This is a genomic window from Kitasatospora sp. GAS204B (assembly GCF_029892155.1).
Classification (GTDB): Bacteria; Actinomycetota; Actinomycetes; order Streptomycetales; family Streptomycetaceae; genus Kitasatospora.
Genome location: NZ_JARZAG010000010.1, coordinates 121,304 through 147,143, shown reverse-complemented (window position 1 = coordinate 147,143; position 25,840 = coordinate 121,304). Strand labels below are relative to the sequence as shown.

The 25,840-nt window shown below is 70.8% G+C and carries 28 protein-coding genes and 2 pseudogenes; 17 read left to right on the top strand and 13 right to left on the bottom strand.

The window, feature by feature from the left end; translation table 11 throughout:
- Positions 1 to 642: 642 nt before the first annotated feature.
- Positions 643 to 999, top strand: coding sequence for a flavin reductase family protein (locus tag P3T41_RS16260; protein ID WP_280690561.1), 357 nt, complete (start codon positions 643 to 645; stop codon positions 997 to 999).
- A 415-nt stretch (positions 1,000 to 1,414) separates the two neighbouring features.
- On the opposite strand, the gene P3T41_RS16255 is transcribed toward P3T41_RS16260, so the two are convergent.
- From P3T41_RS16255 to P3T41_RS16245, 3 genes are all read right to left on the bottom strand, one after another.
- Positions 1,415 to 2,116 (bottom strand): CsbD family protein, encoded by a 702-nt coding sequence (locus P3T41_RS16255; protein ID WP_280690560.1) that lies wholly within the window; start codon positions 2,114 to 2,116, stop codon positions 1,415 to 1,417.
- 143 nt (positions 2,117 to 2,259) lie between these two features.
- A complete protein-coding gene (locus tag P3T41_RS16250) occupies positions 2,260 to 2,808 on the bottom strand; it encodes a DUF6328 family protein (protein ID WP_280690559.1) in 549 nt (182 codons plus the stop codon).
- A 96-nt stretch (positions 2,809 to 2,904) separates the two neighbouring features.
- Entirely contained in the window at positions 2,905 to 3,261 is a 357-nt protein-coding gene (locus tag P3T41_RS16245; protein ID WP_280690558.1) for a winged helix-turn-helix domain-containing protein, read from the bottom strand.
- Positions 3,262 to 3,391: 130 nt separating this feature from the next.
- Between P3T41_RS16245 and P3T41_RS16240 the strand changes: the two genes are divergently transcribed.
- Both P3T41_RS16240 and P3T41_RS16235 read left to right on the top strand, forming a co-directional pair.
- Positions 3,392 to 3,820, top strand: coding sequence for an STAS domain-containing protein (locus P3T41_RS16240; protein ID WP_280690557.1), 429 nt, complete (start codon positions 3,392 to 3,394; stop codon positions 3,818 to 3,820).
- A 283-nt stretch (positions 3,821 to 4,103) separates the two neighbouring features.
- Entirely contained in the window at positions 4,104 to 5,015 is a 912-nt protein-coding gene (locus P3T41_RS16235; RefSeq protein WP_280690556.1) for a SigB/SigF/SigG family RNA polymerase sigma factor, read from the top strand.
- A gap of 75 nt (positions 5,016 to 5,090) precedes the next feature.
- Here the strand turns inward: P3T41_RS16235 and P3T41_RS16230 are convergent, their stop codons facing one another.
- Both P3T41_RS16230 and P3T41_RS16225 read right to left on the bottom strand, forming a co-directional pair.
- Positions 5,091 to 5,261, bottom strand: coding sequence for a hydrophobic protein (locus P3T41_RS16230; protein ID WP_280690555.1), 171 nt, complete (start codon positions 5,259 to 5,261; stop codon positions 5,091 to 5,093).
- Positions 5,262 to 5,343: 82 nt separating this feature from the next.
- Entirely contained in the window at positions 5,344 to 5,535 is a 192-nt protein-coding gene (locus P3T41_RS16225) for a hypothetical protein (RefSeq protein ID WP_280690554.1), read from the bottom strand.
- A 129-nt stretch (positions 5,536 to 5,664) separates the two neighbouring features.
- Here P3T41_RS16225 and P3T41_RS16220 point away from each other — a divergent pair, with 129 nt between their 5' ends.
- The 4 genes from P3T41_RS16220 to P3T41_RS16205 all read left to right on the top strand — a co-directional run bounded on the left by P3T41_RS16220 (position 5,665) and on the right by P3T41_RS16205 (position 7,818).
- Positions 5,665 to 6,087: an SsgA family sporulation/cell division regulator gene (locus tag P3T41_RS16220; RefSeq protein ID WP_280690553.1), complete on the top strand. Its 423-nt coding sequence runs from the start codon at positions 5,665 to 5,667 to the stop codon at positions 6,085 to 6,087.
- Between the two features lie 283 nt (positions 6,088 to 6,370).
- Positions 6,371 to 6,694, top strand: a complete 324-nt coding sequence (locus tag P3T41_RS16215; RefSeq protein WP_280690552.1) for a plasmid stabilization protein — start codon at positions 6,371 to 6,373, stop codon at positions 6,692 to 6,694.
- A gap of 517 nt (positions 6,695 to 7,211) precedes the next feature.
- Positions 7,212 to 7,361, top strand: a complete 150-nt coding sequence (locus tag P3T41_RS16210) for a hypothetical protein (RefSeq protein WP_280690551.1) — start codon at positions 7,212 to 7,214, stop codon at positions 7,359 to 7,361.
- Positions 7,362 to 7,413: 52 nt separating this feature from the next.
- On the top strand, positions 7,414 to 7,818 hold the full coding sequence (locus P3T41_RS16205; RefSeq protein ID WP_280690550.1) for a DUF2267 domain-containing protein: 405 nt from the start codon (positions 7,414 to 7,416) through the stop codon (positions 7,816 to 7,818).
- Here P3T41_RS16205 and P3T41_RS16200 read toward each other — a convergent pair.
- Both P3T41_RS16200 and P3T41_RS16195 read right to left on the bottom strand, forming a co-directional pair.
- Entirely contained in the window at positions 7,797 to 8,066 is a 270-nt protein-coding gene (locus P3T41_RS16200) for a hypothetical protein (RefSeq protein WP_280690549.1), read from the bottom strand. The two genes, P3T41_RS16205 and P3T41_RS16200, sit on opposite strands and share 22 nt — an antisense overlap.
- A 229-nt stretch (positions 8,067 to 8,295) precedes the next feature.
- The gene (locus P3T41_RS16195; protein ID WP_280690548.1) at positions 8,296 to 8,592 is read right to left on the bottom strand and encodes a hypothetical protein; all 297 of its coding nucleotides are present in this window, start codon (positions 8,590 to 8,592) and stop codon (positions 8,296 to 8,298) included.
- A 154-nt stretch (positions 8,593 to 8,746) separates the two neighbouring features.
- Between P3T41_RS16195 and P3T41_RS16190 the strand changes: the two genes are divergently transcribed.
- A complete protein-coding gene (locus tag P3T41_RS16190; RefSeq protein WP_348533660.1) occupies positions 8,747 to 9,037 on the top strand; it encodes a helix-turn-helix domain-containing protein in 291 nt (96 codons plus the stop codon).
- Between the two features lie 558 nt (positions 9,038 to 9,595).
- Here the strand turns inward: P3T41_RS16190 and P3T41_RS16185 are convergent.
- Positions 9,596 to 9,877, bottom strand: a complete 282-nt coding sequence (locus tag P3T41_RS16185) for a MerR family transcriptional regulator (RefSeq protein WP_280690633.1) — start codon at positions 9,875 to 9,877, stop codon at positions 9,596 to 9,598.
- A 1,372-nt stretch (positions 9,878 to 11,249) separates the two neighbouring features.
- Here P3T41_RS16185 and P3T41_RS16180 point away from each other — a divergent pair.
- On the top strand, positions 11,250 to 12,251 hold the full coding sequence (locus P3T41_RS16180) for a YihY/virulence factor BrkB family protein (RefSeq protein WP_280690547.1): 1,002 nt from the start codon (positions 11,250 to 11,252) through the stop codon (positions 12,249 to 12,251).
- A gap of 147 nt (positions 12,252 to 12,398) precedes the next feature.
- Here P3T41_RS16180 and P3T41_RS16175 read toward each other — a convergent pair.
- A pseudogene (locus tag P3T41_RS16175) lies at positions 12,399 to 12,527 on the bottom strand (hydrophobic protein); the annotation flags it as partial.
- A gap of 550 nt (positions 12,528 to 13,077) precedes the next feature.
- Here P3T41_RS16175 and P3T41_RS16170 point away from each other — a divergent pair.
- Together P3T41_RS16170 and P3T41_RS16165 are read left to right on the top strand one after the other, a co-directional pair.
- Positions 13,078 to 13,575, top strand: coding sequence for a hypothetical protein (locus P3T41_RS16170; protein WP_280690546.1), 498 nt, complete (start codon positions 13,078 to 13,080; stop codon positions 13,573 to 13,575).
- Between the two features lie 152 nt (positions 13,576 to 13,727).
- Positions 13,728 to 13,937, top strand: a pseudogene (locus P3T41_RS16165) (ISL3 family transposase); the annotation flags it as partial.
- A 390-nt stretch (positions 13,938 to 14,327) separates the two neighbouring features.
- On the opposite strand, the gene P3T41_RS16160 reads toward P3T41_RS16165, so the two are convergent.
- The 4 genes from P3T41_RS16160 to P3T41_RS16145 all read right to left on the bottom strand — a co-directional run bounded on the left by P3T41_RS16160 (position 14,328) and on the right by P3T41_RS16145 (position 20,473).
- Complete coding sequence (locus tag P3T41_RS16160) at positions 14,328 to 16,646, bottom strand: hypothetical protein (RefSeq protein WP_280690545.1); 2,319 nt, start codon at positions 16,644 to 16,646, stop codon at positions 14,328 to 14,330.
- A 128-nt stretch (positions 16,647 to 16,774) separates the two neighbouring features.
- Positions 16,775 to 17,824 carry an ABC transporter permease gene (locus P3T41_RS16155; protein ID WP_280690544.1) on the bottom strand — a complete coding sequence of 350 codons (1,050 nt, stop codon included), beginning with the start codon at positions 17,822 to 17,824 and terminating at the stop codon, positions 16,775 to 16,777.
- A complete protein-coding gene (locus P3T41_RS16150; RefSeq protein ID WP_280690543.1) occupies positions 17,821 to 19,416 on the bottom strand; it encodes a sugar ABC transporter ATP-binding protein in 1,596 nt (531 codons plus the stop codon). Before P3T41_RS16150 ends, P3T41_RS16155 begins: the two co-directional genes overlap by 4 nt.
- Before the next feature lie 4 nt (positions 19,417 to 19,420).
- Positions 19,421 to 20,473 (bottom strand): substrate-binding domain-containing protein, encoded by a 1,053-nt coding sequence (locus P3T41_RS16145; protein WP_280690542.1) that lies wholly within the window; start codon positions 20,471 to 20,473, stop codon positions 19,421 to 19,423.
- Positions 20,474 to 20,651: 178 nt separating this feature from the next.
- Here P3T41_RS16145 and P3T41_RS16140 point away from each other — a divergent pair, with 178 nt between their 5' ends.
- The 6 genes from P3T41_RS16140 (at position 20,652) to P3T41_RS16115 (ending at position 25,793) form a co-directional block, all read left to right on the top strand.
- On the top strand, positions 20,652 to 21,419 hold the full coding sequence (locus tag P3T41_RS16140; RefSeq protein WP_280690541.1) for an SDR family oxidoreductase: 768 nt from the start codon (positions 20,652 to 20,654) through the stop codon (positions 21,417 to 21,419).
- Between the two features lie 61 nt (positions 21,420 to 21,480).
- Positions 21,481 to 22,197, top strand: coding sequence for a FadR/GntR family transcriptional regulator (locus P3T41_RS16135; RefSeq protein WP_280690540.1), 717 nt, complete (start codon positions 21,481 to 21,483; stop codon positions 22,195 to 22,197).
- Positions 22,194 to 23,339, top strand: a complete 1,146-nt coding sequence (gene dgoD, locus P3T41_RS16130) for a galactonate dehydratase (protein WP_280690539.1) — start codon at positions 22,194 to 22,196, stop codon at positions 23,337 to 23,339. Before P3T41_RS16135 ends, dgoD begins: the two co-directional genes overlap by 4 nt.
- A gap of 8 nt (positions 23,340 to 23,347) precedes the next feature.
- On the top strand, positions 23,348 to 24,178 hold the full coding sequence (locus P3T41_RS16125) for a hypothetical protein (RefSeq protein WP_280690538.1): 831 nt from the start codon (positions 23,348 to 23,350) through the stop codon (positions 24,176 to 24,178).
- Positions 24,179 to 24,204: 26 nt separating this feature from the next.
- Positions 24,205 to 24,831: a bifunctional 4-hydroxy-2-oxoglutarate aldolase/2-dehydro-3-deoxy-phosphogluconate aldolase gene (locus P3T41_RS16120; RefSeq protein WP_280690537.1), complete on the top strand. Its 627-nt coding sequence runs from the start codon at positions 24,205 to 24,207 to the stop codon at positions 24,829 to 24,831.
- A complete protein-coding gene (locus P3T41_RS16115; RefSeq protein ID WP_280690536.1) occupies positions 24,828 to 25,793 on the top strand; it encodes a sugar kinase in 966 nt (321 codons plus the stop codon). Before P3T41_RS16120 ends, P3T41_RS16115 begins: the two co-directional genes overlap by 4 nt.
- Positions 25,794 to 25,840 lie beyond the last annotated feature (47 nt).

Sequence of the window (25,840 nt, the reverse complement as noted above, 5' to 3'; positions counted from 1 at the left end):
GACCACTTTGGGACCACACCCGATGAGCGCCCATGAACCCTGATGGGCGAAAACGGACGCTTGTGTGCAAAGTAAACACTGAGCCACCGTCAGCGGCTCGCAGCATCACTCTCGCCGAGAAGTCCCAACTCACGTGCACATCAGGGTAGTTGAGCAACAAAAGAACCGAGACTCGGAGGTCTCGGCTGTCGGCAATAAGTGAACCCCTTGGGGGTCAAGGGGGCGCAGGTTCAAATCCTGTCGTCCCGACTTGCTGAACAGCAGGTCGTAGGCCGTTTCCGCTTCTGGCGGGAGCGGCCTTTTTGTCGTTGCGTCAGCTGGTGGTCGCATGGTGATCGCACCGGTCACATCGGAAGTGGCGCGTGAGCTGGGCGTTCGCGGTGGGTTCTGCGTTGGCGGTCGGTGAGGTGGTCGCGGAACTGGGCGATCAGGTTCCGTGGTCGGTCTGGGTGTTGGGTGGCGTGGAGGGCGAGTTCGGCGGAGTCGAGGAGGCGGGCGATGGCGTCGACGGCTATGCGGGGAAAGCCGGCTTCGTCGCACAGCCGATGGAACCGGTCGAGGACCTTCCTCGGGTTGAGCGGCCGGCCGTGGTGGTGGAGCACGCAGCCGAGGTCGTTGAGGGCTTTGCGGGCACGGTCGTTGATGGCGATCCAGCTGAGACTGCTCTGGGTCTTGGGGACGGTGCGGGTCGCCAGGCGGGCCGAGTTCCTGGTGGTCCATCTGCTGCCGGCGCACCGGCGCGACCTGGCGGAACTCTTCGGCGGCGAGACCGGGGAGCACACCGACAAGTTCGCACGCACGGAGTGGACAGAGGGGCCAGGGGGAGTGCCGGTGCTCACCGGAGCACTCGCCTGGTTCGCCGCCCAGATCGAGGAACACGCAGACTGGGGAGATCACGTGGGGTTCAAGTTGGCACCTGTCGACGGTCAGGTCCGTTCGGTCGGACCACCTCTCCTCCTGCGCCAGGTCGGCGGTGTCGAGGCCGGCCATCCGGCGTGAAGCCGGCCATGGCGGTGTCTAGCCCCGCACCCTCTCGGTCCCGGGGTGGTCGCCGAGCCAGGCGGTGGGTCGTCCGGGCCGCAGATCGGCAGTGCGCCGATCCCGCGCTCGGCCATCTTCGCTGCGCCCGCAGCATCGGCTCGCTCTCACCGACGCACTCGGCGCCCGGCGTCACCAGCTCACGGGCGGTCTTGGTGCCGGGTTTGGGCTCGGGCTCCTGCGCGGGCTTCCGGACCGCGGCCCGCCACGGCGCCGCGCGGGTGTGGACGACTTCGCTCTCAAGACGCCGGTGCGGGTGCGTCGCGGGTCGTCGCGTCCCCGGCCCTGTCAGTCGGTCGGGGCAGTCCAGTTCGCATCGTGCTCCCTCCCCGGAGGGGCCCGCCGTGCAAACGACAGGCACCCTCCTCGGGACGGCTCAATGCTTGAAGACGTCCTTGATCTTCTCTCCCGCCTGCTTGGCGTCGCCGCTGACCTGGTCTGCCTTGCCCTCTGCGGTCAAGCGCTCATTGCCGACCGCCTTGCCCGCCGCCTCCTTCGCCTTGCCCTTCGCCTTTTCGGCGACGTTCTTGACCTTGTCCTCGCCGCTCATGGCTGTTCTCCTCGGTGCTCTGGATGATGCCGACGCCCGGACCGGTCGGCTGGGCGTTCGGTGCGCGTTCCCCGAATGGGGGCGTCCATGCAAGGGCCGGCGCTGTCCGGTGAGGAGGATCTCCGCCCAGACCGTCTTCCCGGCAGGACGCGGATCGCTGCCCCAGCGTTGGCACAGCCGCTCGAGCACGATCAGCCCGTACCCGCCGGGTCGGCCGACGCCCGGGGGACGGGGGGCCGGTGCAGCGGGATCCGGGTCGCTGACCTCGATGCGCAGCGCCGTCCCGCAGTGGTGCAGGCGCAGTGCTCGGGCGCCCCCGGCGTGTTGTGCGGCGTTCGCGACCAGCTCGCAGACCACGAGAACGGCGTCGCTGCCGGCGGGTTCGCCGACTTCCCAGCCGGTGAGAACGTCGCGAGTGAAGCCGCGAGCGGTGGTGACCGCGTGCCGCGCGGTGGAGAGGTCGAGACGGTGTGCGTCGGCGAACCCGTGGCGGGCGCCGCCGATTCCGGTTCTCGTGATGCTGTTCACCCCGTCACCTCCGCCTGGTCCCGTTGGTTCTGGCCTTGCGCGGCGAGGCTGCTTCGGTTCGCGCCTGCCCTCGACGCGAGGTTCCACACCTGGATCGTGAGGCTCGCGCCGATGGAACGGCGTGCCGGCACGTCCGGGTTCTCTCACGGCTCGGACGTGTGCTGCCGTTGGTGCCGCCGCTCGGTTCGGCGCAGGGCCAGGAGAGGCAGGATGAGCCACGAGACGGCGAACCATGCCAGCACACAGCCGGTGAGAATCCCGGCCAGCAGCGGGTGGCCGGTGGCCGTCCGCAGCAGCAGGAGGAGTGCGGCCCCGATGGTGAGGCCGAGCAGGACCATGCCGCAGCCGATGAGCTTGCCGGCCACGTGGACCAGCTCCGTCTTGAGGTCGTGTCCCGCGAAGAAGTGGTGAAAGGAGACGGGGGCGATGAGCGCCGCGGTGGCGCAGGCGCCGAGGATGACGGTGACGACGTACAGGCTCTTGTCGAATCCCCCCAGCGACCCGAAGCGGGGAGTGAACGCCACGCTCAGCAGGAAGCCGAAGAGAATCTGGGCACCGGTCTGACACACGCGGACCTCTTGCAGCATCTCGCCCCACAGCCGGTCCGCACGCTCCTCGGCCGTCTCCTCACGACCGGGGCCGCCCTGCGAGTTGTGCGGTGGGGTTCCGGTCCGGTGCGGTTCGGTGTTCATGCGACGGCCTCCTCGGATCGAGGGGCTCCGGCCCGATGTGGTGAGCGTGAGGGGATGACCCCGTGCCGGTGCGGGGAGCCGTGGGAGCCGTGGCGGTCACGAATCCCGCTCGGCGTGGCTTTGGGCTGGCTGGTCCGGCTCGCCGTCGGTGCCAGCGGGTTTCCCGTCGAGCAGCTGGAGCAGGGCGGCTACGGTGCGGCCGGCTTCGGCGGGGTGTCGCAACTGGGTGTGCGGCGTGATCTGGTAGCGATTGCGCCGCCCTTCTCGCGAGTGCGTGAGGTATCCCTCCGCCTCCAGGTCGGCGACGATCGTCTGTACGGCGCGCTCGGTCAACTGGCACGCCGCGGCCACGTCCCGCAACCGGATCCCCGGATCCCTGGCGATCAGGGACAGCACCCGGGCGTGATTGGTCAGAAACGTCCACGGCCGATGGCTGCCGGCATTCGTGTCCACCCGTCCATCGTACGAGCGGTATTTCGCGTCCTCAAATATGTGAACAAATTTTCGTGCATTCCTTGACATGCTTCACCGGCAGACAGACGATCGGTCGTAGAACCCGTCCTCTTGCGGGAGGAGAACGACCATGTCCCGTCACCAGACGCGCCAGCAGTCGGTCTCACCGGTTTCGCCGACCGCCGCGGGCGCGCCGCCGCTGAGGCCACCATCGGCGGCTGCCCGGTTCGCCGTGGAGCTCATCGATCGGCCCGATGGGTCGGCTCTGGTAGCCCTGGTCGGCGAGGTCGACCACGACGGCGCTGACGCGCTCCGGCATGCGATGGCGACAGCCTTGAACGACCACCCCGCCGGGCTCGAAGTGGACCTCGAGGGCCTCTCCTTCTGCGACTGCGCCGGTCTGAACGTCCTCCTCTGGGCGGGTAGGCGCGCCGCAGCCAGCGGATGCGCCGTACGGGTGAGCTCCGTGAGCCCCCAGGTGTCACGGCTCATCGACCTCACCGGTACCCGAGAAGTGCTCGGTGCTTCCGTCAATGGCGCAGCGAGTCGGCCCGCGTGATCGCGTTTCGCTGATGAACGGCACAGTCGCCGGGGTGCGTCGCGCGGCCGACCGCGGGCGTACGCGACTCGGTCACCAGACATCGTCAAGCAAGCAAGAGGCGGCAATCGACATGTCCATGCCCGGGCGCTTCAGCTAGGCGGTCTGCTGACCACCGCGGCCGACACCGTTTCCGGCGCGCATGTCCGCGGCCGGCCGCGCCACTCGCGCGGCGAAGGACTTGCGGTCGCTCAGCGCGTGGGCAGGTCGAAAGGCGACGGGGGTACCAGGAAGGAACGTTCAAATGGCTATGCCGACAACGGTGGTGCCGGACATCGAGCCGAGTGCAGGCACCGATGCAGGCTTCTCCCCCCGTCGGTACGGGTTGCCGGAGATCGCCGATCCACTGGCCGTCAGCACCGCGGAGGCGAGGGAACTGTCGCGCGTCCTCCTGCTCCGCCTGTGGCAGACGGAGCAGGGTACCGAGTTGCACTCCTACCTGCGCGGGACGCTGATCGAACTCAACGTCTCCCTGGTCAAGTTCGCGGCCCGGCGCTTCCGCAGCAGCCACGAGTCGATGGACGACATCGTCCAGACCGGCACCGTGGGTCTGATCAAGGCCATCGACCGCTTCGACCCGGAGCGTGGAGTGGAGTTCACCACGTTCGCCCTCCCGACGATCATCGGCGAGATCCGCCGGTTCTTCCGGGACTCGACCTGGGCGGTGCACGTGCCCAGGCGGCTTCAGGAGGCCCGGCTCGCTGTCGCCAGGAGCTCGGACGAACTGGAGCAGGAACTCGGTCGGGTGCCCAGCACGGAGGAACTCGCCGAATTCGTCGCGCTGGCGCAGGACGAGGTGGTCGAGGCACTCGCAGTCGCCACCGCGCGCACCGCGACCTCGTTGGACGCGCCGTTGGACGCCGGGGACGCGGACAGCGCCCGGGAGTGCCGCCTGGGCTGCTGCGATCCGGCGCTCGCCGTGGTGGAGGACGTGCAGTCCCTGAAACCGCTGATAGCCGAACTGCCCGAGCGTGAGCGCACGATCCTGGCCCTGCGGTTCACCCAGGACCTCACTCAGGCCCAGATCGGGCGGCGCCTCGGGATCTCCCAGATGCACGTCTCCCGGCTGCTTGCCCACAGCTTCCGGGTCCTGCGCGCGGGCTTGGCGGACGGTCAGGACCTGGAAGCTGTGGGCGGGCCCGCGCACGGTGGGTGACGCGGAGCCGGGAGAAGTCGCGCGGTGCCCCGGTCGCGGAAGCCGGAAGCCGGAAGCCGGAGTCGCTGGGTCGTGCTACCAGCGGTACCAGCGTGACCGGCCGCCGCCGGCCGAGGCCCCGCGGGCGACGAAGCCGAGCAGCCACAGCACGAGCACCGCGACCGCGACCCACCACAGGATGTGCAGGGCGAAGCCCGCGCCGGCCAGAGCGATGATCACCAGAAGAACGAGCAGCAACGCGATCATGAGTACCATCTCCTCGCCGATTGCGTCTGCCCGCGAACGCATTCCCTACACGCCCACCCGGCCGCTCAGACCCGTGCCGGGTTCAGGGCCCAGGAGGCACGGCCACCTCCATGCCTCGGATGGCGACGACCCGTGCCGTGCCCTCGGGCAGCCCGTAGCAGAGGCCCACGACAGCGGTGCGACCAGCTGCGACCTCCTCGGCGAGCACGCTGCGGTCGAGCACCGGATCCGTGGCATGTCCTATGTGCGCGTTGAGTTCTTCAAGCCGCTCCAACCCGGCTGCTTGCGGGGGAGTTGTGGGGGTTTCGGGCTTGCCGGCTGGCAGCCGCGGCGTCGGGTAGGCGCTATGGGCCCGTGTCGGCCCGCTCGTGGGCCGACATGCCGCCATCGCAGGAGGGTTTTGATGCAGACGTCCGCCGTCCGTTCGCTGTCCGTCACGTTTCCCGACAGCCCGCTGCCCGAGGTCCCGGTCGATGCGGAACTGTGCTTCGACTCGGCCCGCCCGTACGCGGCATGCCTGGCGTTCCCGGTGGCCCCGTGCGACTGCACCGGCGGTGACGCCCGGGTCTGCTGGTACTTCAGCCGCGATCTGCTGGACGAGGGCCGTCACGCCCCGGCCGGCAGCGGCGACGTCAACATCAGGCCCGGATCCGCCGGTGACGTCCTGATCACTCTGCGGACTCCCAGCGGCCGGGCGGTGCTCAGCGCCCCGGGCGACGCCGTCACCGCCTTCCTCGTGGAGGTCTTCACCCTGGTGCCCGCCGGGTCGGAATCCGACCACCTCGACATCGACACCGCCCTCGCCCGGTTGATCGCCGCCGGCTGATCGCACCCGGCTCCGGCCGGCCCGTCCGGCTAACTCCCGGACACGCCGGTAGCCGATCCGCCTACCGGGCACACGCATGACGCGGGCCCGGCGCCGGCCGCCGCTGTCGGACATGGCAGTGAGCGGCGGCGGACGGGCGACCCGGACAACCTGTTCCGCCCGGTGGATTCGTGGCAGGACTTCCGGACGGGTGAGGGCGGGTTTGCGTGATGCCCCGGCCGGGTTCGTTTCACGGATGCTGGGCAGACGCGCCCCGCGGGCCAACGAAAAGGAGTGAATGACCATGCCTCGCGGATCAACTCCCAAGCGGGAACGCCAGTACGAACACATCAAGGACAGCGCCCTGGACCGCGGTGAGAGCGAGAAGCGCGCCAAGGAGATCGCCGCTCGGACGGTGAACAAGGAACGCGCCCGGCACGGGGAGTCGAAGACCGCCAGCCGCAGCTCGGTGAAGGACATCTCCTCCTCGCGGCGTGGCGGGCTGCACTCTCACAGCGGCTCCCAGGGCCCCACGAAGGAGCAGCTGTACAACGAGGCCAGGCAACGCAACATCCACGGCCGCTCCAAGATGAACAAGAAGCAGCTCGAGAACGCGCTGGGCCGATAGGAGTCACCCACCATGGGCACCGTTCCCGTACCGCATGACCCCGACGTCACCCCGTTCCCGCCGCTTGAGCCACCGTCACCTCCGGGGCCGCTGGAGCCGGTCGACCCGCCTGGCCCGCCGCAGCCGGCTGAGCCGCCGAAGCCACCGGACCCCCCGGCGCCGCCCGGCGCACCCGTCCCACCGTCCGACCCACAGCTCCCGCCCGGTCCTGGTGGGCCGGGCCCCGAGTCCACGCCACCGGAGCCACCGGACTGAACGCAGGCCAATGGCGGGGTTCTGGGCCTTGCGGGTGAAGGCCTCCTCGCGCCGCCTGCCGACAGGGGCGGCGAAGCGGGTGGTCGAGCAATGCGGCTTGGGCAACGGGAGGTGTGGTGGGCGCTGGGGTCGAGACCGCCCACCGTGGTGAGGCCGAGCGGCGACATCGATTTCGACACCGCCCCCGCACGGACGCGCGCCCTGGCCAACGCACTGCGCTCGCACCACCCGGTCGTGCTCGACCTGTCTGGAGGTGACATTCATGGACTGCGCGGGCCTGAACATCATCGTCGCGGCCCGCAACCAGGCTGACCTCCAAGGCCGATGGCTGGTCCTGCGCGGTGGCGGCCACCACGCGGTCCGGCTGCTGAAGCTCACCGGCCTGCACCGGCACCTGACCGCCGCGACCTGAGCGAAGTGCCGAGGGCGTTCGTGCCCAGCCCGGAAACGGAGGGAGAACCGCGGTGACTCTTCGATGGCAGGCGTTCCTGGACGCGGTCCAGGAACGCGGCGAATACGACACACCCCAGGAGGCAGAACGGGCCACCCGTGTGGTCCTGGCCTTGCTCGGCGCCCACCTGGTCGGCGAGGTGCGCGCCCACCTCGCGGCCCGCCTGCCCGAGACCCTAGCCCTGATCCTGCTCAACCCCCTGCAGGCCGCCGAACCACTCAGCCCCGAGCGGTTCGTGCGCGCCACCGCCGCCTGGATCGAAGGCGCCACCGAGACCACCGCCCTGTGGGACATCGGCGCCGTCCTGTCCACCGCGGCCGACGCCGCAGGCGACGACCTCACCGAACGCATCCTGCTCCAACTGCCCCCCGGCTACGACCTCCTCTTCGGCCGCCCTCAACCCGGCCACCGACCCTGACCCGCCACAGCGCCGCCACCGCCACGCGGCACCCAGGAAAGGCCACCGTCATGACGCGGCACCGCCACCTCCTGCACCAGGTCCGCCACCTGGGAACGCAGGTGGCGGCGCCAGGCGGAAGCGGTGCGTTCGGCGGCGTCCTGGAGCTGGTCGCGGGTCATCTCGAACGGTGCGATGTCCAGGTCGGTGACCTGCCGGCAGAGCTCCGCCTTGGTGGGGCAGAGCAACCCCCACCACGGCCCTGCCACGGCCGTCACGAAACTGGCCGGCCCGCTTCGCGGAGCACCCCAGCCCGTCCCTCGGGTGCTCGCTGCTGAAGGCGGACCTCAGGCTCCGCCACTTCGAGCATCGTCGGTCCACCATGCCAGGGCAGATCGCATGCTCTTGCTCGTCTCGGGTTCGCCTGGTGGTCAGGTAGTGCTCACGTCGGTTGGATACGCCGGCTGCGTTGCGGCTCGATGGCTGGGGCCGGGCGCGTCAGCGAGCGGCCGACAGGGCCTGCGGACTGTCGCCCTCTGAGGCGTTCGGCCATGCTCCTGCGATGTGCTGCAAGCGGTCCCACAGCTCCCCGGCGTACGCATGCATGGACGGGTCGGAGATGGTGCCTGCTTCCACGGCCGCGAGATAGGCCTCAACGCCGGCGAGGGCATGCCTGACCGTCCGGCGCACCGGCTCCGACAGCGCGTCAGCTTCGGGCCCGCCGGCCGACTCGCCGAGCCGTTGCTTCAGGAATCCGGACAGCTCGTCCATGCCTTCGCGGCTCACACGTCCCACGGGTTCCAGCCTCCTTCGCGTGACCCCCGCCTCCCCAACGCGCTTGCTGGGGCTGCGTTCTCACTGTTCGCCCATTCAGCAGACCTGTCAACCAATGCACGAATTCAATGTCCTGCTTTCAAGTGGTGCAACACGGGCGCCATATCCTGGTGGCGTGGACGACAGCCCGGCACAACGTCAGTGGACCTTCCTGACCAACCACGCCCGCGTGCTGGTCCAGATCGCCCGAGACCCCGGCATCCGGGTCCGCGACATCGCCGCCCAGTGCCTCCTGACCGAACGCGCGGTCCAGCGCATCATCGTCGACCTCGAAAACGCCGGCTACCTCAGCCACGAGCGGCACGGGCGGACCAATCGCTACCACGTCATCGACGCCGGGCAACTGCGCCACCCAGCCGACAGCGGCCCGACGCTTGCCGAACTCCTGGCCGTACTGCTGCGCTGACCGCACGTCTGATCCGCGCGCACCGGACCCCACCGATGCGTGATCTGCTAGGCAAAGCGAAGACGCGGGCTGCCGCGGTCGTCCGGAAAGGCAAGGCACGGATGTCATCAGCAGCCGCACGACCACACAACTTGCCTACCGGGACGGCCTGATGGACCTCTCGGTCGAGTGCCACTCCCGCACGTCCGACCCGTACACCATCGAACTACGGTGGTTCATCGCCCTGCCCGATCGGAGCGGCTGCACCGCCCTGCTCATCGCGCCCCCGACGACCTCGACCACTTCCCCGACCGCTGCTACACCGCGGTCCCGGCCGGCACCGAACACCGCCACGCGGACTGGGACCGGTGCATCGGCCGGCTGCTCGACCGCGACCCCGGCTGGCCCGAGGACAGCACCCCCACTGCCTGCCCCCGGACCGGCCCCGTCATCCGGCCTCCGCGGGAATCCTGATAGTCCCCAGCAGGGAAGGGTGGCGCTGCGATGCCTCGGCGTGCCCGGAGTTGTCCTGGCTGCCGCACCACCGACCGGTCCCGGCGGCTGAGCGCGGCGGGGAGGTCAGGTGTCTGCTGGGGGTTGTGGGTCGCCGGCGCTCTGGCGGAGCTCTTCGTTGATGCGCAGGGCTTCTTCGAGTTGGTCTTCGAGGATGATGATGCGGCAGGCGGCGTCGATGGCGGTGCCCTGGTCGACGAGGTCGCGGGCGCGCATCGCGATGCGCAGTTGGTAGCGGGAGTAGCGGCGGTGGCCGCCCTCGGAGCGAAGTGGGGTGATGAGGCCCTGTTCGCCCAGGGAGCGTAGGAAGCCGGGGGTGGTTCCGGTCATCTCGGCGGCGCGGCCCATGGTGTAGGCAGGGTAGTCGTCGTCGTCGAGGTTGTCGGGGGTGTGCGGTCGAATGGTTGCCGTGGTCACTGCACCTCTTCTGTGTTGGTTCGGGGACGCGTCGAGGGGCCCCGGCGCCATAACGGCTCCGGGGCCCCGAAGGGTTTTACACCATCTACCGGCCTGGGCCGGGTTCCATGTTCCGCAACTCCCCGGGGGTGGGGATGTGCGTGGATCGCGTATGCGTGACCGGAAACCACCGTCCTCGTACTCAAAGGGGGTCTGCGGTGTCCGCCCGGGTGAATGCCTCACGGGCCGGGCGATCCTGATGGCGCTCTGTCCCTCCGTTCATCCTCTGTACTGACTGGCACTGCGAACTGCGGTACTGCCAACTACCTGGCTACTGCTACGGCCCTCCCGGGCCGCCTGGTCCGGCAGCCAGCCCCGTCGCCCGTCCTGCTCACCTGCTTGGCTTGGAACCCCACTGCCGAACTCCCAGCACGCGCGCCCGCAGTCCTGGCGCCTTTGCTGAGATACCGCGTACTACGACTGCTGGTACCGCTCAACTCAACTTCACCTGCTCAAACTGCACTTTCACTACCGCGGTACCACTCGGTGGCGGCCCCTGATACCTGCGGGCCGCCGGCCCGGCCGCCGATTCCGTCGCCGTCCTGCAACTGCTCTGGCTTCGGGATCCCGCGACCGTGCTCACCTGCAAACTTCTGTACTGCTGCCCGCCAGTTCGTGTCTGGCGGGTACCGCTTGACCGCGATTACGAGAGAAACACTAACCACGGAACCATCCGATGTCTACTCCGGGCAGCATAGATTTTTGCGTGTCCGAGAGAGAGGAAGTCGCTCTCCGTGCCGCCGGCGGTGCTGCCGCCGAGGTGGTGCGGGAGGAGGAGCGCCCTCCCGCCTCCTGTCCGCCCCGGCCTCTCGCCGCGGTCTGTGCGGCTCGGGTGCGCGGGATCCCGTTGGCGTTCCAGACGGGAGGCCGTCCGCGACGAGGGAGGGGGAGGCGCGTCGCCCGTTCCGATAGCGGCGTCTGAGGTGATACTGCCGAAGTCCCCGGGCGGTCTCACTCGCGGCGGTTTCATCGCGGCTCCAGCGCGGCGCGCTGGTTCGAACGCAACCGTGCGGCGTGCGGACCGGCGGGCCGGTACGCGGAGGAGCCCGACGTCGCCCAGCGCCAGCTGCGCGGAAATCTGCCCCAGGCCTTCGTTCACGCGCTGATGCTCGAGACTGCGGCCCGACTCGCGTCCGGCACGGCGATGCCCTGACGGCACCACTGCGACGGCTTCGATGGGCACCCCGATACCGGGTACCTGCGACGGCTGCCGGGCACACGCCTCTCAGAGAATCCCACGGGGCCTACGGCAGGAGGGCCTGACATGAATCCCATCGAACAGCTGATCCGGGCCGTGGACCGCGCCCAGCAGCGCCGCACCGCCCTGGCGGTGGGGGTCGGCGTGGTCAAGAAGTACGGCGACGACCGCGGCGGCCTGCTCGCCGCACTGATCACCTACTACGCATTCGTCGCGCTGATCCCACTGCTTCTCCTGCTGTCCACCGTGCTCGGTTTCGTCCTGCACGGTCACCCCGGCGCGCAGGGGGCCGTGGTCAACTCCGCGCTGGCCGACTTCCCGATCATCGGGGACCAGCTGCGGCAGAACGTCCACAGCGTCCAGGGCAGCGGCCTGGCACTGGCCGTCGGCATCGCCGGGCTCTTGTACGGCGCGCTCGGGATCGCGCAGATCCTGCAGCACACCATGGCCGAGGTGTGGAACGTGCCCGGGATCAAGCGCCCTGGCTACTGGCCGCGCCTGGCCCGCAGCCTGGCCCTGTTCGCCGTCCTGGGGACCGGACTGATCGTGGCCACCGCCGCGGCGAGCCTGATCGCGACCACTTTGGCGGGCACGGTCGCGCGCATCGGTGCCCTGGTGCTGTCCGGGCTCGTCAACACGGCCCTGTGCCTGGCGTGCTTCCGCATCCTCACCCCCAAGCAGATCACCATGCGCGCCCTCGTGCCCGGCTGCGCGTTCGCAGGGCCTCTGTTCACCCTCCTGCAGGCCTTCGGCGCGGTCCTGGTGACCCACCAACTGCGCCACGCCACCGAGGTCTACGGATTCTTCGCCACCGTGATCGGCCTGCTGTCCTGGCTCTACCTCGTGGCGCAGGTGACCGTCTACGCGGCGGAGACGAACGTGGTACTCGCCCGACGGCTGTGGCCGCGCGCCCTGGTGCAGCCCCCGCTGACCGAAAGCGACCAGGAGGTCCTGGAGTCCATCACCCGCCAGGAGGAGCGCCGCCCCGAACAGCACATCGACGTCGTCTTCGACGACCCCGCCCACGACCCGGGAGACGAAGACGGCGACCCCCCGGGGGACCGGTAGCGTTGCTGGCGCTCGCAGCACGCCGCAGCGGTCCCGGGAACGGCACCGGGCGGCCTGCGGGACGGGGCCCAGCACATGCCCGGGGCCTCGTCGGCACCGCGCGCGACGGTCGGCAGGCACCCCTGTGCCGTCGGACCGCGAAATCCGCTACCAGCGGTACCAGCGACCCCGGCTCCCGCCGGCCGTGGTCCCGCGGGCGATGAACCCGAGCAGCCAGATGACGAAGACGGCCAAGGCGATCCGCCACAGCACCGTGACGGCGAAGCCGGCACCGAACGTCTCGTACCGCTGGGGCTGGCAGCTTCGCGGCCGGTGCCCCCCTTGTCGTCGCGCAACTGCTGCCGGGACCGATGGGTGCGCAGACGGGCCACGGGGAGCACGGCGCCGCCGCGGGTGAAGGCCGCGAGCCGGTCGGCGAACTCCGCGGGCATCTCGTGCGAGCCCCCTGCGTCGAGCGGGAGGTGCACCTCCCGCCGCGAGTCGGCGCCGAGCGGCAGCTTGACGTGCCATCCGGCGTCGCTGCCGCCGCATCTACGGCGTACGGTGATCCCCCGGCGCAGAAGCCGTAGATCCGGGGTGTCGTAGGAGACGGCGTCGAGGTCCTGCGGCTCGGCACCGCGGGTTGCCGCCACGCCGGGCAGCTTCTCCAGGCTCGCCGGCAGTGCGAGCCCTTCGTACCTGCGTTCCGTCTCCGTCAATTCCCTGGCCATACTTCAGCGCCTTCCCGCGCCGGCCTCGGACACACCCGGAGGCCGTGGCGGCCCGGGCACTGCCTCCGCCACGGCGTGCGTGCGGCCCGGTCGGCCAACCCTTCGAAGGACACGCGATGACAGCCACGTTCCTGTCGGAACCCCTGAGCATCTACCTGAACGACCACCTCACCGGTGCATTCGGCGGCGCCGCGCTCGCCCGCCGGATGGCCGACACGCACCCGGACAGTCGCCGTGCGGCCGAGCTGCGCCAGTTGGCCCGTGACGTGGAGCAGGACCGCGACGACCTCGTACGGATCATGAACAGCCTCGCCGTGCCCGTACGCCACTACCGCACCTGGCTCGGCCTCGCGGGCGAACGGATCGCACGCCTCAAGCCCAACGGAACGCTGACTCGCCGCTCCCCGCTGAGCGATCTGATCGAACTGGAGGGCATGCGCGCCGGCGTTGAGGGCAAGACCGCGCTGTGGCAGGCACTGCGCTCCATCGCCGACAACGAGCCGCGCCTGGACCCGGGCGATCTTGACCGACTGATCCAGCGAGCTACCGAGCAGACGCGCACACTGAACCGCTGGCACCGGACCGTCAGCGCCGAGGTTCTCAACGGTCGGTAGCCCACACGCGGCATGCCAAGAGCGGCCGGAGTCCGCCGCAACAGCCGTCGGCTTTCCCCCCGGCCTGATCGAACGTTACCAGCGGCGCACGCGCTGGCTCGCCGACCAACTCGGTTAGGTTGTGCAGGAGTTAGCGGGCCGCCCGGCCGGCCGGGCGCGGCGTCGGCCTGCCTGAGTGCGCCCGCCGCCTCGACGTCGCCCTGAGCACCGTCAAGCGGTACGCCCGCATGAAGGAGCCCACCGCAGAGCGCCGCGCACCCCGCTACAAGCCCACGCTCGTCGACCCCTACCGGGACCACCTGTGCCAGCGCTGGGCCGAAGACCCCGCGATGCCCGTCACCCACCTCCTGCGTGAGATCAAGGAGTTGGGCCCCTGCTCCGGCACCGCATCCGCCTCCAGTGATCACTACGCAATGCTACCGCCGGTTACGGGGCAGAGCCGGAATCCTGATAGTCCCGTCCGAGGGGGCATGGTGATCCCGGACGCGGCCGATCCCGAACCGGGCGGCATCCGGGCGGCCGTCGAACAGTGATGGGAGAGGCCGTCAGACGCCGTTGCTCTCTCGCGGCAGGCACCCCATGTTCTTTGACAGCAAAGTCAGTCGCTCGGCCCACGCTGACCTGCGTCGACTGGGTTGGATGGCAAGCGATCATGGTGAGTTATCGTGAGTTTGGTCGGCGTAGTTGAAGCGGACGCCGCGTCCGGCACCGCAGGACGACGGTGCCGGACGCGGCGGACGGATGGCGGGATGTCAGACGTGCCCGGAAGCTGCGGGGCTGCTCGCCAGTGCCTGCGTGCTGTCCAGCTTCTGCCAGCTGCCGGACGGTCCGGCACCGATGCGGTACCACTGCCACAGGCTGTTGTCGGCGCCGCGGGCGTAGACGTTGGCACGGCCCGTGACCTCGGCCGCACTCGGCGCGCCGGTGATGACCTGGCCGCCGAGGTCGTACCAGCTGCTGCTCCAGCCGCCACCGGCCGTCCAGTTGAGTTCGCCGACCGTGCCGCTGGTCTGTGCGGCGAACACGTCGATCTGGCCGGGGGCGGCGCTGGCCGCGGCGGGGGACGACGTCAGCGTGCCGCCTCGGTTCGTCCAGTCGGTCCACGCACCGCTGACGTAGCTCCGCTGCCACAGGGCGTTGTCAGTGCCGCGGACGAAGACGTCGACGCGGTTCAGTGACGCCACGGCGGCTGGGGTTCCGGTGAACGTGCCGGGGCCGGTGGCGGTGCTCGGGCCGCCCAGGTCGGTCCAGTTGGCCGTCCACGCGACGTTCGGGCTGTCGGCCGAACCGGAGGCGGGGATCTGCTGGTAGGTCTTCTGGTACAGGGCGCCGTCGGTGCCGCGGACTAGCACGTCGATGCGGTCCTGCCCCAGGCTTGCCGCGGCCGGGCTGGCCGACAGAGTGCCACCGAGGCTGACCCAGGCGCCCCAGGCTCCGTCGGTGTAGCTGTCCTCCCACAGGGCGTTGTCGCCGCCCCGGACGAAGACGTCGGTGCCGGACGGCGAGGACACCACCGCCGGGTCGCCCTGGATCGAGCCGGGGCCGGTGGAGCCGGCGACGCCCAGCGGCAGGGACTGCCACGCCGACCACGAACTGCCGTTCCAGTTCTTCTGGTTCAGGCCAGAGCCGCCGGCGGCGAACACCGTCTCCGGCTGCTGCTCAGTGCCGCCGGTCAGCTTCAGCATCACCGACTGGTGGGCTGCCAGGGTGAAGGACAGGGAGCCGGTCTGGCTCAAGGTGCCCAGTCCGGCGCCGGAGTACAGGTTCTGCACCGACGGGCTGCCCAGCAGATCCAGGCCCTGCGTCGTGAACGAGTACGTCGTGGGCGAGGTGCCGGTGTTCAGCAGCAGTACGGCTCGACTCCCGGACGCCGCGAGCTGCTTGGACCACACCTGGACGGCGCCGTTGGTGAGGATCTTCTGGCCCTGGTGGTCGGCGCTGTCCTGGTCGACGCCGATGACGGCCGGGTTGCCGATGATGCCGGCGATGGCCGGGGTGAGGTTCGCGACGTCGGTCGACAGCACGAGCGGCGCGCCTTGAATGGCCCACATGCCGAAGTAGGACTGCTGCTCGTCGGGGGTGAGCCCGTAGAGCGCGCCGCCGTTGGACTGCTGCTGACCGGTGGTCGGGTTGTCGCCGAAGCCGGGGCCGATCAGCAGGTAGTCCGGGTCGTTGTACTGTCCTGCGGCTTCGTTGCTGGGGTGGTCGTTCAACGAGAAGTTGTTCTGCACGTTGCCGAAGTTGATCCAGGAGGAGCCGCCGTTGGACGGGGTCCCGTAGCCGTTCGCGAAGCTGATGTCGCGTCCGGTGCGCCAGGTGCGCCCGGCCGCGCCACCCCAGACCGACGGGTTGTCCGGGCCGCCCTGCCCCCATTCGCAGATCTCCAGGGCCATCGGGTGCGACGACCCACCCGTGGTCCTGGCGCCGGCCATCAGGCTGCCCCAGGCCTCGTAGTCGGCCATGGTCGAGCCGTAGGCCGACGGCACGCCGCCGCAGTGGTCGACCTTGGCCCAGTCGAAGCCCCAGGTGGCGAAGGTCGTGACGTCGGCGGCCTCGTGGCCGCCGCTGCCGTTCTGGCCGCCGCAGCCGGTGGTCCCGGTGTCGGTGTAGATGCCGGCGTTCAGCCCGAGCGAGTGGATGTAGCCGGTGAGGTCGCTCATGGAGTTCAGGGTCACGGACGGCACGGTGGTGCCGTTGGACAGGGTGAGCGACTTGGTCCGGTAGCCCGACAGGAACGTCGAGTTGGGGACGATGTTCCCGTTGGCGTCGCGGCCGGCGGACCCGTTGGTCCACCAGCCGCCGTCCATGCCGACGTTCTTGTAGCCGAGGTCGGCCATGCTCTCGTGGCCGCCCGAGCCGTTGAGCGGAAGATCGGCGTTCGGTGTGGCGAGGCTGGCGGCCTCGTCGGCGATGTTCTGCGAGTCGTAGTTGTTGTTGAAGAAGTACCACGAGTTCCAGCCCATCGGCGCCGTCGCGGTGCCGAAGACGCCGGGCGGGACCATCGCCGCGGCGGGCGGGGCGGAGACGGTGCTCAGCGCCGTCAGTGAGACCGCGACTACGGCCAGGCTCAAGGCAGCCCTTGCCGTGCGTGCGGTGCGCGGGTGAGGGGACATGCGGTCACGCTCCCTGGGGGGTGGGAGAGGGGGTGGGGGGTGCAGCCCGGATCGGGCCGGCGATCGGCGGGATTGGCAGGAGTTGCTTACGCGGGTAGCCCGACGGCGCGTTCACCGGTGCGGCGCTGCTGGATGACGACGGCGGCGACCAGCAGGGCGCCCTGGGCGACGTTCTGCCAGAAGGCGTTGATGCCCTGGACGGTGAGGCCGTTCTGGAGGGCGCCGAGCAGGGCGACGGCGAGCAGGGTGCCGCCGATGCCGCCCCTGCCGCCCTTGAGGGCGCAGCCGCCGAGGGCGGCGGCGGTGATGGACTGGAGTTCGAGGCCTTCGCTGCCGGAGACGGGCTGGCCGGAGCCGGTGCGGGCGGTGAGCAGCACGCCCGCGGCGGCGGCGACCATGCCGCTGAGTGCGTAGACGGCGATGAGGTACTTGTTGAGGTTGATGCCGGCCAGCCGGGCGGCGGTGTCGTTGCCGCCGATGGCGAAGATGTTGCGGCCGATATCGGTGTACTTCAGTAGGACGTTGACGGCTGCTGCGGCGAGGAGCAGCAGCCAGACCATGACGGGCAGGCCGGCGATCTTGCCGCGGCTCAGGAAGACGAACAGGCTGTCGTTGAGGACGTAGCCCTGCGCGGAGCCGTTGGAGATCAGCTGCGCGATGCCCTTGTAGGCCGCCAGGCCCGCCAGGGTGGCGATGGTCGCGTTGACCCGGCCGTAGATGATGACGGCGCCGTTGAGCACGCCGATCACGGCACCGATGGCGATGGCGGCGCCGATCCCGAGCAGGGAGTTCGAGCCGGTCGCGGTGAAGACCATCGCGCTGGTGACGGACGCGAGGCCGGCCTGGGAGCCGACGGAGATGTCGAGCGCGCCGCAGATGATCACGACGGTCTGGACGACCGCGAGGAGGCCGGAGATGGTGACGGCTTCGGCGATGACCTGGATGTTGTCCCAGCCGAGGTAGTTGGGGTTGAGCGACCCGAACACGGTGAGCACGAGGGCCAGGGCGCCGATCAGACCCAGGTTCTGGCCGCCCGCCCTGGCCAGCCAGGTTCGGGCCGTGGCGGCCGGCGTCGGCCGGTCACCGAGGTCACCGAGGTCGCCGGGCTCTCGGTCGACGGAAAGGGCGGTCGTCATCGGGTGCCTCCGGGGGCCGGGTCGGTTCCGGTGCGAGGTGCCGTGGTGGTCTCGTGCGGAAGGTCGGGGGTGAGGTCGTCGGCCATGGCGAGGGCGAGGATCGCCTCTTCGGTGGCCTGGGTGTGGTCGAGGTGACCGGTGACGCGGCCGTTCTGCATGACGAGGACGCGATCGGCGAGGCCGAGGACCTCGGGGAGCTCGGAGGAGATCACCAGGATGGCGGTGCCCGCTCGGGCCAGGTCGGCGATGATCTGGTAGATCTCGGCCTTGGCGCCGATGTCGACGCCGCGGGTGGGCTCGTCGAGGATCAGCAGGGCGGGCTTGCGGGCGAGCCAGCGGGCGAGGACGACCTTCTGCTGGTTCCCGCCGGACAGGGTCCGGACCTCGGCCTCGATGGAGGGGGCGCGCACGCGCAGGCGGTTCGCGTAGTCCTGGGCGAGTGCCTTCTCCCGGCCGCGGTTGACGAACCGCCAGCGGCGCAGCCGGCCGAGGCTCACCAGCGAGGTGTTGTCCCGGATGGTGCGCTGGAGGAACAGGGCCTGGGCCTTGCGCTCCTCGGGGGCGAGGCCGATGCCGCAGCGGATCGCGTCGCGTGGTCCGCGCAGGCGCACAACGCTCCCGTCGACGCGGATGGTTCCCGAGCGCACGGGTGTGTCGCCGGCCAGCGCGAGGGCGAGTTCGGAGCGTCCGGCGCCGATGAGTCCGGCCAGGGCGACGACCTCGCCGGCTCTCACCTCCAGACTCACGTCGTGGACATCGTCGGTGGTGAGGTTGTCGACCTGGAGGACGACGCGGTCGGTGGCGACGTGCTGGCGTGCGAAGAGAGTGGACAGGTCGCGGCCGACCATCAGGCGCACGAGTTCGCCCTCGTCGGTGGTCCTGGCATCGACGGTGCCGGCGACGGTGCCGTCGCGCAGGACGGCGATCCGGTCGGCGAGCCGGAAGATCTCCTTCATGCGGTGGGACACGTAGATGACGGCGATGCCCGCGTCGCGCAGCCGGCCGATGAGGGCGAACAGGGCGTCGACCTCGTGGTCGGACAGCGAGGAGGTGGGCTCGTCGAAGGCGATGGCCCGCGGCGCGGTGTCGCCGGTCAGCGCGCGCAGGATCTCCACCAGCTGCCGCTGTGCGGCGGTGAGTTGGGAGCCGAGCAACTCGGGGTCGAGGACCTTGTCGAAGCCGAGGCGTTCGAGGTCGGCAGTGATCCGGCGGCGCAGTTCGCTCCGGTCGAGTCGTCGGCCCGCACGCCGGGGCAGGGAGCCGGCGTAGACGTTCTCGGCGACCGAGACGTGCGGGATGATCTCCGGCTCCTGCGGGATGATGCGGATTCCGGCCCGTCGCGCGTCGGTCGGTGCGTTGAGGTCCAGGACCTGGCCGTCCAGCAGGACGCGGCCCTCGGTGGGCTGGTGGTCGCCCGTGAGAATGCGCAGGAGGGTGGACTTCCCGGCGCCGTTCTCGCCCATCAGGGCGGTGACCTGACCGGGCGGGAAGTGCAGGGTGACGTCTCGCAGAGCCTGGACGGGGCCGAACCGCTTGGTGATCGCTTCGGCCGCCAGCCCGGCCCCGGACGCCGCTGCGGTGGGAATGGTCATCCGCTCAGCTGCACTTCACGCCGGCGGACTGCCAGGTGGTGGCGTCGACCATGGTGGTGGGGGCGAAGGCCTCCTGCGGGAAGGGCTTGCCGTTCTTGAGCTTGTCGTACATCGTCTGGACGGCGAGCGCGCCGATGTCGCTTCCGTTGATGAACAGGGAGGCCTTCATGCCGGAGGGCGTGCCGGCACCCCAGTCCTTGCAGGCGAGATAGGCGCCGAGGCCGACACCGTCGATGTTGTCGGGGGTGACGCCCGCGTTCTGCAGGGCCGTCACGCCGCCCTGCACGTTCTCGTCGTTGCAGCCCCAGACGATCCAGTGCTTGACGCCCGGGTTGGCGGTCAGGGTCGCGGCGACCTTGTCCTGGGCGCCGGTCGGGGTGTTGTCGGTGGCCACGTCGATGTTCTGCACGCCGGCGCCGGCGCCGGCGCCGCCGGCGAAGGCGTCCTTGGCGGCCTTCACGCGGTCACCGCAGACCGTGACGTCCTGCTGCCAGGCCGAGATGATCCGGGTGTCGGTGGCGTTCCAACCGGCCTTCTTGAACTCCTCGGCGGCGCGCTTGCCGACCTCGGCGCCCATCTGCTGCCCGGAGAAGCCGATCCGCGGGACCATGTCGGCCAGGGCACAGCTGGCCGGGGTCGGGCCGTTGGCGCAGACCTGGTCGTCGGAGGTGAGCAGCGCGACCTTGGCGTCCTTGGCCATCTGCACGACCTGCGGACCCACCGCCGGGTCGGGGACGACGACGATCAGGCCGTTGCTCTTCTGCGCGATCGCGGACTGGATGTCGCTGACGGTCTGGTTGGCGTCGTTACCCAGGTTGACCACCTTCAGGTCGATGCCCAGAGCGGCGGCCTTCGCCTTCGCGCCGTTGGCCTCATCGATGAAGTACTGCTGGTCGCCCTGCTTCTGCAGGTAGGTGAGGGAGATCTTCCCGCTGACCGGAGCGACCGACGCCGCGCCGGCGGCACCGGAGGTCTGACCGGTCGAACACGCCGTCAGACCGAGGACGACGGCTGCGCCCAGGACAGCGGCAGCGCCACGGGTGCGTGCAGTGAACATGTCGAACTCCAAGAAGGGGGATTCTTCGGGAGTGAAGAAGAGGTGGGTGGTCCGGGAACTGCGACGGCCTCCGCCCCGCTCGGCGTCTCGCCTGTCGTCCTGGGCTCGAATCCTGGGACCAGGCAACCAGCACTGTCAAGATATTTGCATAATTAATCACAAGCGCTACGGTGGCGATGTGACTGAGCAGACCTGTCGAAGATTCCAGGGCCGTGTCGCCCTGATCACCGGTGCCGCCAGCGGTATCGGTGCCGCCACCGCGCGGCGGCTGGCCGCCGAGGGTGCGTCCGTCGTCGCCGTCGACATCGCCGACACGGCCGGTCAGGCGGTGGTCGAGGCGATCGCCGGCGAGGGCGGCCGGGCCGAGTACCGGCACGGCGACGTGACCTCCGCCGCGATGTGGGACGAGCTGGCCGCGCATGTGCGCAGCCGCTACGGGCGCCTGGACGTGCTGCACAGCAACGCCTACGCCGTCGTCGTCAAACCCGCCCACGAGCTGACCGAGGGCGAGTGGGACACCCAGCTGGCCGTCACACTCAAGGCCTCCTGGCTGGCGGTCCGCGCCTTCGCCGGGACCTTGCGGGACAGCGAGGGCGCGGTGGTGCTCACCTCCTCGGTGCACGCGCTGATCGGCCTGCCGGGCCACCCCGCGTACGCCGCGGCCAAGGGTGCCCTGTGCGCGATGGGCCGTCAACTCGCTGTCGAGTACGGCCCGCAGGTCCGCGTCAACACCGTCGTGCCCGGGCCGATCATGACGGCGGCCTGGGACCGGGTGGACGAGGCCGGGCGGGCCGACAGTGTTGCCGAGACCGTCGCCAAGCGCTTCGGCCGGCCCGAGGAGGTCGCGGCGGCCGTGGCATTCCTCGCCTCCTCGGACGCCTCCTACGTCACGGGTGTGAACCTGGTGGTGGACGGCGGCTGGTCCGTCGTCAAAGCTTCCTCGTGAACATGTGCAAGATCGATGCGCGGGCTGCCGGCCCGCGTCGGCCGACGGAGGGTCAGGCGCCATGAACCAGCCAGTACGAGGACTGCACGGGCAAGCCGTCGAGGTCATCGGCGCCCAGATCGTCCGAGGCACGTACGCTCCTGGCGCCTCGCTCTACCCCGACCAGCTCGAGCGGGAACTCGGCGTCAGCAAGACCGTCGTGCGCGAGGCGCTGCGGGTCCTGGCGTCCAAGGGGCTGATCGACTCCCGCCAGAAGCGCGGCACCTTCGTCCGCCCGCGCGCCGACTGGAACCTGCTGGACAGCGACCTGCTGCGCTGGCAGGGCCTGGGCATCCCCGACGAGACCTTCCTCGACAACCTCGGCGAGGTCCGCAGCATCGTCGAACCGGCCGGGGCCCGGCTGGCCGCCGAGCGCCGCGACGACGCCGACCTCGCCGCGCTCTCCGACGCGCTCGAACGGATGGCGGCCGCGGGCAGCGACGCCGATGCCGTGGTCGAGGCCGACCTGGCGTTCCACCGTGCGCTGTTGGCCGCCGCCCACAACGAACTCCTCACCCGGATGGAGGTCGTGATCGAGGCGGGCCTGCGGGTGCGCGACCACATCGTGCACGGCGCCGACCACTGGGCCGATGCCGTCCCCGCCCACCGGGCCGTCCTGGACGCCGTGCGCGCCCGGGAGCCGGAGGTCGCCGCCCGCGCCGTCCAGGACCTGCTCGCCCAGGCCGCCGCCGACCTCCGCGACCTCATTGACGACAGCAACCCGGGGGAGACCGGATGAAGATCACATCACTGGAGACCTTCCTCGTGGCACCGCGCTGGCTGTTCCTGCGCATCGCCACCGACGAGGGCATCACCGGCTGGGGTGAACCCGTCGTCGAAGGCCGCGCCGAAACCGTCCAGGCGGCCGTCCGGGAACTCGCCGACCACCTGGTCGGCGAGGACCCGCTGCGCATCGAGCACCACTGGCAGATCCTCACCAAGGGCGGCTTCTACCGCGGCGGCCCGGTCCTTTCCAGCGCGGTCGCCGGCATCGACCAGGCGCTGTGGGACATCGCCGGCAAGGCCCACGGCGTCCCGGTCCACCAACTGCTCGGCGGCCACGTCCGCGACCGCGTGCGGATGTACGCCTGGATCGGCGGCGACCGCCCCGCCGACGTCGCCGAACTCGCCCAGGCCCAGGTCGACGCCGGCTTCACCGCCGTCAAGATGAACGGCTCCGCGCAGCTGCGCCCGATCGACACCCCCGCCCAGACCCAGGCCGTCATCGACCGCGTCGCCGCCGTCCGCGAAGTCCTCGGCGACGAACGCGACGTGGCCATCGACTTCCACGGCCGGATGTCCACGGCCATGTCCCGCCGGCTTCTGCCGCTGCTGGAACCGCTGCACCCGATGTTCGTCGAAGAGCCCGTCCTACCCGAACACTCCCGCGACCTGCGCCACCTCGTGGACTCGACCTCCGTACCGTTGGCCGTGGGCGAGCGGCTCTACTCCCGCTTCGACTTCCGCGACGTGCTCGCCACCGGCATCGCCGTCGCCCAGCCCGACGTCTCGCACGCCGGCGGCATCTCCGAGGTCCGGCGCATCGCGGCGCTCGCCGAGGTCCACGACGTGGTGATGGCCCCGCACTGCCCGCTCGGCCCGATCGCTCTCGCGGCCAGCCTCCAACTGGCCTTCGCCATACCGAACTTCCTCATCCAGGAGCAGAGCCTGGGCATCCACTACAACCAGGGCAACGACCTGCTGGACTACCTGCTGGACCCCGAGCCGTTCCGTTTCACCGACGGCCACGCCGCCCGGCCCACCGGCCCCGGCCTGGGCATCGAGATCGACGAGGCCGCCGTGCGCCGCGCCGCCGAGAGCGGCCACCGCTGGCGCAACCCCGTCTGGCACCACCAGGACGGGTCGTTCGCGGAATGGTGACCCGAACGATGACCGACCTCCCGCTCGCCGTCCGCACCGACCCGGCCCACGGCGGCCGGTGGACCTCCCTGCGAGCCGGCGACCGCGAGTGGCTCTGGCACCGCCCGGACCCGGCCCGCGACACCGTCCGCCCTGGCGACGCCTTCGTCGACGCGGGCGGTCTGGAGGAGTGCATCCCGACCGTGCGCGGCACCCCCGACCACGGCGACGCCTGGTCCCGGCCCTGGCAGCGCGACGGTGACACCGACACCCTGCGCTGCCCCGACTTCGTGCTGCGCCGACGCATCGAGCACACGCCGGCCGCGCTGCGCGCCAGCTACGAGCTGCACGCCGACCCGGGCTACCGCCTGCTCTGGGCGGCCCACGCGCTCCTGGACGTCACTCCGGGCGCCAAGCTGTCCGCGCCCGACGCCACCTCGGCCCGGCTCTTCCCCGAGGCGGCCGCGCTACTGGAAGAGCCCTGGCCGCCCGGCGCCCACCACATCACCGGACCATGGCCCACGCCCCACGGCCTGCCGCTCGACCGCCTGGGCCCCGACGACGGCACCGCCGTCGGCGCGGTCCTCACCGACTGCGCGAGCGTGACGGTCACCGACGGCCCCGACACGCTCACCTTCGCCCTGCACGCCGACGCCGACATCCCCGTCTCCATCGCCCTGTGGCGCAACCTGCGCGGCTTCCCCGCCTCGGCCCCCTACCGCAGCATCGGGGTCGAGCCGATGCTCGGGTCCGTCTTCGACCTCGCCGAGGCCGGGCCCGGCGAGGCCGCGACGGTCCCGGCCGGCGGCACGCTGCGCTGGCAGCTCGACATCACCGCGACCAGCACCCGCACCACCTGAACCGACCTGACCGACAAGGCCTCTCCGTGAACCTGACCGAACTGCCGTACCGGACACTGGCCATCGTGCGCGGCACCGACCGCCACGCGGCGCTGCACACCGTCCTCACCCTCGCCGAGGAGGGCATCACCGCCACCGAGGTGTCCCTGACCACCCCCGACGCCCTCTGGGTGATCGAGCAGGCCCGCCGCGAACTGGGCCCCCAGGCCACCCTCGGCGCCGGCACCGTGCTGACCGGCGAGGACGCCGCCCGCGCCGCCGACGCCGGGGCGAGCTTCCTCGTCACTCCGGGCCTCGGCGAAGACCTGCGCCGACGCACCGCTTTCGAACTACCCATGCTGATAGGTGCGCTGACACCCAGTGAGGTGATCGCAGCGAACGAGTGCGGAGCCCTCGCCGTCAAGCTCTTCCCCGCCTCGCTCGGCGGACCCGGCTACCTGAAGGCTCTGCGCGACCCCTTCCCCGCCGTCCCGTTCGTGCCCGTCGGCGGCCTCGACGCCGCCTTGGCCCGCGCCTACCTCGCCGCCGGCGCCGTCGCCGTCGGCGTGGGCTCACCGCTGGTCGGCGACGCCGCCGGCGGTGGAGACCTGGACGCACTGCGCGAGCGCGTCGCCCGCTGGCGCACCGCCCTAACCGAGGAGATCGCGGCATGACCGGTCTGGCACCGCTCGATGTCGTGACCGTCGGGGAGACGATGGCCGCCCTGCGCGCCACCGGCCCGGTCAGGCTCGGAGCACCGATGCAGCTCTCCGTCGCCGGCGCCGAGGCCAACGTCGCGATCGGTCTGGCCAGGCTCGGCCACCGGGCCGGCTGGGTCGGACGCGTCGGCGACGACGAGTTCGGCGCCCTCGTCCTGCGCACCCTGCGCGCGGAACAGGTCGACGTCAGCCACACCCGCCTCGACGCCGACGGCCGGCCCACCGGCCTGCTGGCCCGTGAGGACCGGATCGCCGACCTGGTCAGCGTCGCCTACTACCGCGCGGGATCGGCCGGATCGGCCCTGCGGGCCGCAGACGTCCTGCCCGCCCTCAACCGCGGCGTCCGCATCCTCCACCTGACCGGGATCACCCCCGCCCTGAGCGCCGGCGCGGCCGAGGCCGTCCGCGTGGCAGCCGTCAGAGCCGGCGAACTCGGCATCACCGTCTGCCTCGACGTCAACTACCGCGCCCGCCTGTGGTCGCCGGCCGAGGCGAGGAAGGTCCTGCTGCCGCTGGCGCGGACCGCTGATGTGCTGGTCGCCTCCGCCGACGAACTGCACCTGGTCGCCGAGGACCCGGACCTGCCCGAGCCCGCCGCGGTCGCCGCGCTGATCGCCCAGGGACGCCGCGAGGTGGTGATCACCCGCGGCGGCGACGGCGCGAGCGCCACCATCGCCCACGGCACCGTCAGCACCCTCGCCCGCAAGGTGCCTGTGGTCGATGTCGTCGGCGCCGGCGACGCGTTCGTCGCGGGCTACCTCTCCGGCCTGCTCGACGGGCTCGACGTCGAAGGCCGCCTGCACCGGGCCACCACCACCGGCGCCTTCGCCGTCACCACCCGCGGCGACTGGGAGGGCCTGCCCACCCGCCGCGACCTCGCCCTCCTCGACCAGCCCGCCGGCACCACCCTTCGCTAGGGCCTATCGTCAAACTCCCGTCTACCCCGCGACGCCTGGCACGGGCC

Bases quoted from the DNA above. Each gene is read 5' to 3' on its own strand.
- P3T41_RS16260 (WP_280690561.1), top strand. From the start codon at position 643: ATGGCGATCCAGCTGAGACTGCTCTGGGTCTTGGGGACGGTGCGGGTC.
- P3T41_RS16250 (WP_280690559.1), bottom strand. From the start codon at position 2,808: ATGAACACCGAACCGCACCGGACCGGAACCCCACCGCACAACTCGCAG.
- P3T41_RS16240 (WP_280690557.1), top strand. From the start codon at position 3,392: ATGTCCCGTCACCAGACGCGCCAGCAGTCGGTCTCACCGGTTTCGCCG.
- P3T41_RS16235 (WP_280690556.1), top strand. From the start codon at position 4,104: ATGGCTATGCCGACAACGGTGGTGCCGGACATCGAGCCGAGTGCAGGC.
- P3T41_RS16230 (WP_280690555.1), bottom strand. From the start codon at position 5,261: ATGATCGCGTTGCTGCTCGTTCTTCTGGTGATCATCGCTCTGGCCGGC.
- P3T41_RS16220 (WP_280690553.1), top strand. From the start codon at position 5,665: ATGCAGACGTCCGCCGTCCGTTCGCTGTCCGTCACGTTTCCCGACAGC.
- P3T41_RS16215 (WP_280690552.1), top strand. From the start codon at position 6,371: ATGCCTCGCGGATCAACTCCCAAGCGGGAACGCCAGTACGAACACATC.
- P3T41_RS16210 (WP_280690551.1), top strand. From the start codon at position 7,212: ATGGACTGCGCGGGCCTGAACATCATCGTCGCGGCCCGCAACCAGGCT.
- P3T41_RS16185 (WP_280690633.1), bottom strand. From the start codon at position 9,877: ATGGGCCGCGCCGCCGAGATGACCGGAACCACCCCCGGCTTCCTACGC.
- P3T41_RS16180 (WP_280690547.1), top strand. From the start codon at position 11,250: ATGAATCCCATCGAACAGCTGATCCGGGCCGTGGACCGCGCCCAGCAG.
- P3T41_RS16170 (WP_280690546.1), top strand. From the start codon at position 13,078: ATGACAGCCACGTTCCTGTCGGAACCCCTGAGCATCTACCTGAACGAC.
- P3T41_RS16155 (WP_280690544.1), bottom strand. From the start codon at position 17,824: ATGACGACCGCCCTTTCCGTCGACCGAGAGCCCGGCGACCTCGGTGAC.
- P3T41_RS16150 (WP_280690543.1), bottom strand. From the start codon at position 19,416: ATGACCATTCCCACCGCAGCGGCGTCCGGGGCCGGGCTGGCGGCCGAA.
- P3T41_RS16145 (WP_280690542.1), bottom strand. From the start codon at position 20,473: ATGTTCACTGCACGCACCCGTGGCGCTGCCGCTGTCCTGGGCGCAGCC.
- P3T41_RS16135 (WP_280690540.1), top strand. From the start codon at position 21,481: ATGAACCAGCCAGTACGAGGACTGCACGGGCAAGCCGTCGAGGTCATC.
- dgoD (WP_280690539.1), top strand. From the start codon at position 22,194: ATGAAGATCACATCACTGGAGACCTTCCTCGTGGCACCGCGCTGGCTG.
- P3T41_RS16125 (WP_280690538.1), top strand. From the start codon at position 23,348: ATGACCGACCTCCCGCTCGCCGTCCGCACCGACCCGGCCCACGGCGGC.
- P3T41_RS16115 (WP_280690536.1), top strand. From the start codon at position 24,828: ATGACCGGTCTGGCACCGCTCGATGTCGTGACCGTCGGGGAGACGATG.